This window comes from Psychromonas aquatilis (assembly GCF_038155185.1).
Taxonomy (GTDB): Bacteria; Pseudomonadota; Gammaproteobacteria; order Enterobacterales; family Psychromonadaceae; genus Psychromonas; species Psychromonas aquatilis.
In genome coordinates, this window is record NZ_JBAKAZ010000099.1 from 1 (window position 1) to 6302 (window position 6302).

At 38.0% G+C, this 6302-nt stretch carries 3 protein-coding genes; all 3 read right to left on the reverse strand.

Annotated features, from left to right (window positions below):
• Positions 1-905: 905 nt before the first annotated feature.
• From V6256_RS14675 to V6256_RS14685, 3 genes are read right to left on the reverse strand one after another with little or no spacing between them, the layout of a single operon-like run.
• Positions 906-2093, reverse strand: coding sequence for a beta-barrel domain-containing protein (locus tag V6256_RS14675; protein ID WP_341599022.1), 1188 nt, complete (start codon positions 2091-2093; stop codon positions 906-908).
• Positions 2086-4257, reverse strand: a complete 2172-nt coding sequence (locus V6256_RS14680) for a type I secretion system permease/ATPase (RefSeq protein ID WP_341599023.1) — start codon at positions 4255-4257, stop codon at positions 2086-2088. The genes V6256_RS14675 and V6256_RS14680 overlap by 8 nt, the downstream gene beginning before the upstream one ends.
• The gene (locus V6256_RS14685) at positions 4257-5546 is read right to left on the reverse strand and encodes a TolC family protein (protein WP_341599024.1); all 1290 of its coding nucleotides are present in this window, start codon (positions 5544-5546) and stop codon (positions 4257-4259) included. Before V6256_RS14685 ends, V6256_RS14680 begins: the two co-directional genes overlap by 1 nt.
• Positions 5547-6302 lie beyond the last annotated feature (756 nt).

Below are 6302 nucleotides of genomic sequence, written 5' to 3' on the forward strand. Positions count from 1 at the left end.
TGCGAAAGCGGAAGAAAACCTTAATTTAATGTCCGGAATTAGTTGACCACTACAAGCTTAGTCTTATGAGCGTAGGAGCTCTGCGACTCCTTTTTGTTAGCCTTCCTTGCAGATGCTACTTCGGAGCGGTGGCTTCAGCCTCCCTTGTAGGTGTAATAAATAAAAGAACGCACTTCACTAGTTACTTTGTCGCATTTTCCTCGATAAACTTTTTAATGTACTTCGATTTTACGCAAGCAGGGAGACTAAAGTCACCGCCCCCTGTGATTATGACTGCACCTTCGATGAATTTTGTAATGTATTTGGATTTGACGCAACTAGGGAGACTAACGTCATCGCCCCTAGTGATTATGACTGCACCTTCGATGAGTTTTGTAATGTATTTCGATTTGACGCAGGCAGGGAGACTAAAGTCACCGCCCCAAGTGATTGAAACTGCTACTTCGGGGCGGTGGCTTCAGCCTCCCTTGTAGGTGTAATAAATAAAAGAACGCACTTCACTAGCTACTTTCTAATATTTCCTAGATGAATTTTGTAGTGCATTTCGATTTAATACCAATTATATTAAATAAGTGATCTAAATTTTACGCAGAAAAAATGACTTAGTTTAAGGCGTAATTTGAGTTAAATAGTTGTTCTATTTGCGAAAATTACAACGAAGAAATAAGTTATTTTAGCAAGTAAAATAGATCAGTTAATTAGTGTGATTGGTATAATATAAGCAGGTCTAATAATAAACACAGCTAAAAAGCTAAGATTTAACAATTCTGGAAAGATAGACGGGAATTTAAATATTGACTGATTTAGGTAGGATTTGAGATAAAAACTTAGCTCAGCGCTAAACTAACAATCAATACGGTAAACGAGATAATTGTTAGTTAGCACTAAGTTAAATTAATACATTTTTAATAAAGCTTGGCTTTAATGAGCGGTTTGAGCATATAACTCATGATCGTACGTTTACCGCCGAGCACATCAACTTGGGTAATCATACCAGGCCTAATCGGCAATTTTTCACCATGGCGCTCTAAATAATTTTTCTTAGTATGAACTAATACTTGGTAATAATATTCCTTACCTTTTGCAGTATCTTCTTCAAAAGTATCCGGGCTTATCTGCTCAACAACCCCTTCTAAATCACCATAGATAGTATAATCATAAGCTGTAATTTTAACGCGCGCTTTCATGCCTGGAGCCAAAAATGCAACATCTTGAGGTTTGATTTTTGTTTCAACTAATAAGCGATCTTCAAGTGGCAAAACTTTCATAATCGGTTCGCCAGGTTGAATAACTCCCCCACGTGTTGTAATTAAAATATCGTTCACTTGACCTTTAACTGGAGACAAAATCTTAGTTCTATTAAGTTGATCTTCTTTCTGCAGCAAGGTTTGATTTAACGCATTTAACATCCCTTTCTTTTCGCTTAATTCAGTATAGGCATCCTGCATATAACTATTCTGGGTTTCAACAATCCGCCCTTTTAGTTCTTGAACCGTCTGGTCTAGTCTGAGCATTTCCATCTGGCTAACCGCACGACGTTCAACCAAGGGCTTAAGTACCTTCAACTGTTTGTTAGCAATCGCCATTTCTTGCTTTAATGACGCAAGTGTTTGTTGCTTTCTATCACGTCGCGCATTAAATAAAGCCATTTCAGATTTAGCTTCTGCACTGTCCACATCAAAACCTTCAGGAAACTTGATAGTAGACTCTTCTTTTACTTCAGACTCTAATCGAGCAACTGCTGCAGTTAATGCATCAGATTGGCTTAAGCCTTCCATATAAGCCGCGTAAAAACGCGTATTATCTAAGCTAACAAGCACTTGGCCTACATCAACCATGTCACCTTCATTAACCATTAACTTATCGACAATTCCGCCTTCGAGACTTTGAATCATTTGCAAACGCGAAGAAGGTACAATTCGGCCTTCACCACGAACAACTTCATCAATTTCAGCAAAACTTGCCCAGATAACAAAAATAATAACAGTTAATGCACTAAGCCATAAACCATAATGAATCCCAGGGTTCATTACTGTATGTTCAGGATCGTTTAATGAGCGTAATAATTTAGATTCTTGTTGTTTATTAGACACTTTGACCCCCTTTGCCTGCTGGTTTGTTAGTTAGAATATCTTTTAAAGGGCCATCCATTACAATTTGTCCTTTCTTTAATACCAGCCCACGTTGGCCAATCGCTAACATTCTTCTTTTATGTGTAGACATAATCAACGTTCGCCCTACTAACCATTTATCTAGGAAAGCGAGCACCTTCTCTTCACTGCCTTGGTCAAATGATGCGGTTGGTTCATCCATCAAGACCACTTTTGGATCCTGCAAAATAACACGAACTAAACCAATTGCTTGTCGTTGGCCACCCGAGACACTGTTTTTACCTTGTATTGGTAAATCAAGCCCCATTGGGTGCTCTCTTACCGCCTCACCTAGACCAACTGCGTCTAATGCAGCGTATAACTCATCATCTGAGTGTGACTCACCATCTAATAATAAATTGTCTTTTAAGGTCCCGTAAAACAAGGCAATATCCTGTGGTAAATAACCAATTGCTTGTGCTCTATCAGCTGGGTCAATTTGGCTTATCGCCAAATTATCTAATAAAACCTGTCCCCCAACAGGGTCAGTTAAGCCCGCTAAAATACGCAATAGACTCGATTTACCAGCACCATTATTACCTAATAACATCACTCGGCTACCGGCCGCTATTTTTAAGTTTTTAATATTTAAAATAGCCGGACCATCTTCAGCATATTTAAACTTCAATGTATCAGCTTGATATTGACCTTTAATGTTTTGCTTACGTGAGAACTTACGCCCTTCAGGTCTCTCGATAGGCGAGTTCATTAAGTCCTCAAGTCCTTCTAAAGCAACCTTAACATGTTGCCATCTGACTAATACGCCAGCCATTTGATTTACCGGAGCAATAGTACGTGACGCGAGCATAGTACAAGCAATCAATCCACCAATAGTTAAATTACCATTACTAATTTGGAAGACACCGACAATCACTACGCCGACATAACAGAACTGCTGAATCATAGCCGCCCCCAAAGTTAAAAACGATGAGATACGTTTAAGCTTGATATTTTCTTCAGCCAGCTGTGCCGACAACTCTTCCCAAAGCATTAAGTTACGACCTTCAGCTTGGGTTGTTTTAACGGTTTCTAAATTATCAATAACTTCGAGCATCAAACCATGTTTAACAGCCCCTTCACGTAAATTTGCACGTGATAATTGAGCCAACTTACCTTGCATTAATAAGCTTGGTAACAGCATTAAGACAATACCAACAACTGGCACCCAAACAACTGGACCGCCAATATAGCCGATGATAGCTAAAAAAATGATAATAAATGGGAAATCACTGATTGTTGCAGCAGTAGATGAAGTAAAAAACTCCCTGACTGTTTCAAATTCTCGTATTTGACTACTAAACGCTCCTGTTGAAGCTGGTTTTGCAGCCAATCGAATTTGCATAACCCGCGAAAATAATTTCGAAGATAATTGAATATCGAGTTTTTTGCCCGTTGCATCTAATAAATAAGCACGCAACACTCTTAGTGAAAAATCCAATACGATAGCGATGGCAACACCAATCGATAAGATAAACAGTGTATCAAAAGCATTATTTGGCACCACGCGGTCGTAAACCTGTAATGAGAATAATGATGTTGCGACAGCTAATAAGTTGGCAATAAATGAAGCAACTGCTACTTCAAAATAAGCAGGCCAACATTTCTTTAATGGACCTTTAAACCAATGCTCACCTTTTTCGATAGCATAATTCCCAGCGCGGCTATCTTTTCTTAATTTGGGTTTAGCTAATACCGCAGTACCACTGTAAATCGCATTTAACTGTTCAATAGTCAGTGTTTCAACACCACGATTGGTTTCCGGCAGCATGACTTTGGCTTCGTGCTCATTAATTGAAATCACAATCACTACTGAGTCAGATTCAGTTAATAACATCGCCGGTAATAGTCGTTCAAATAATGATTCTATCTCAATATTAACAACACGAGCCGACAAACCAACACGAGATAATGCGCGCGGCACATAATCTATTGGTAATTGGCCATTAGTTAATGGGAATCCATCACTTAATTCATTAGGTGTTACTTTCCTGTCGAATAAAGAACAGAATGTAACTAATCCATTACGTAGTGAGTCATTATTTTTCTTTTTAAATTTGAATTGACGTGGGCTTGGTGTTGCAGCTTGTTCGCTTTTATTTTCATCCATTAATATGATCCCTCATCATAGCCTGGTAATAGTAATTTATTGAGCATGCCTAACTTAGCTGCCATCCGATATGGCAGTAGATGATACTCGGAGGAGGCACTGATTAATTGCATCGAAATTTGGAAGGTATCACTTTTACTGGTTAGTAAGTCTTCAATGGTTCTTAACCCCGCAGTAAATTGATAAGCATAGGTTTCAGCCATCTCTGCAGACTCAACGCGTTGTTCAGCTAGCGCATCTAAACGTTGTTTTAATGCTATTTCATTTTGACTGTTAGAATTATATTCACGGTACAGCTCACGCCTAACGGACTGTAATGCCCACTTAGCCGCTTCCACTTGATCTTCACTTGATTGAGCTTGATAATAAGCGGATAAACCCTGCGTGAAATTCATCTCAACATTAACGCCTATTGATTCATCTTTTGTTAACGTTCCATTTATTTCTCGGTTAATAGCAGAAGCTTCAAACACCAAGTCTGGTTTTAATGCTCCTTTTGCTACTTTTACTTCCGCTTTTGCAATGGCTATATCTTGCTCTGCTTTTATATAATCAGGAGACTTTATAACAGCTTCTTCAAGTACATCTTCATTTTCTAACTGTGCTAGAATATTTAAAGGCGTTGAAAAATCAGGCGCAGATGTCGCTGGACGTCCAAGCAACAAACGGTACAAACCTTCAGCCGCTCTTAATTCTCCTTTAGCGATCGCTAACTGCTCATTAATATAGGCTTGATATTTTAATATTTTATTGAATTCTGAGGTATCACTGAATTTTTGTGCAGCTCTATCTTTGGCAAGTTCATGAATTTTATCGAGTTCGATCTGGAATGTTTTGATGGCTTGTATTTTTTGTTGAGCATTGTAAAGGTCATAACAAACTTCAATAATTTCTAATGAAGCTTCTGAGCGAGCCGCTAATAGCGATTGAATTTGTTTAAACTTCTTTGCTGTCGCGGAATCAACGTTCCCAGCTACTTTCCCCCAATCATAGAGTACTTGCGTTAATGTAACATCATAGGTTAATTCGCCATATAAGCCATGTCTCGGCCCTGCGGATGCACTTAAAGATGGCCAATAACCACCTTCTTCAACCTTTATTTGATTAATTGCACTTTGGACCTTTGCTTCTTCCTCTTGAATTTTAGGGTTGATTGAAAGCCCAATATTAACTAATTGAGCAAGTGAAAGTGTCTGAGTGCTTTCATTATAATTAGTAAGAGCACTACTTGCATAAGTACTTTGTCCACAAAGTAGTATGCCAACCAATAAGGCTTGCTTGAAATCCATAATTTCCTAAATTCTTGCTATGATTGATTATAAAAAATCTAGTGTATCACCTGATACGGCTAAGTAACCAAAATATTTTACCTCATAAGTAGTATTTCCATTTAACTACTACACTTAATATTAAAGTATCTATTCTCAGTGTCTGATAAACGCTTTTCATTTTATAACCTTATTCTAACTCATTCAATATAATGGTCTATTTATAATAGGAGAGTTAACCTTTGTGTAATAACAACACATAAAGAATAAATCGATAAAAATAATATCTGTCAATTAATTTACTAAATGACTTAAAATTAGCAGAGCTCATCGTACAAGCCACGAATTATACCACCCAACAACTTTTATATATAATATTGAGCAATAAACGATCTCGAACCAGAGACTTTAACTTTCCTTTTAATACTAATAAAAAGTCACTACCCTCCAATATACCCAGCACCATGCATAAACTTTCAATAATAATGCTGAAATACTATTGAGCAATAAACGATCTCGGGGCAGTGGCTTTAGCCTCCCTTCCTAACGCTAATAAAAAAGTAACTACTCCTCAATATACCTCAGCACTATGCATAAACCCTCATTAATCAGGCTCAAATCGTATTGAGCAATAATCGATCTCGGGGCGGTGGCTTTAGGCTCCCTTCGTAACGCTAATAAACACTCACTGCTCCTCAAATACCGCAGCACCATGCATAAATTTTCAATAATAATGCTGAAATACTATTGAGCAATAAACGATCTCGGGGCAGTGGC

Coding starts and splice junctions, on each gene's coding strand:
- V6256_RS14680 (WP_341599023.1), bottom strand. CDS start 4,257: ATGGATGAAAATAAAAGCGAACAAGCTGCAACACCAAGCCCACGTCAA.
- V6256_RS14685 (WP_341599024.1), bottom strand. CDS start 5,546: ATGGATTTCAAGCAAGCCTTATTGGTTGGCATACTACTTTGTGGACAA.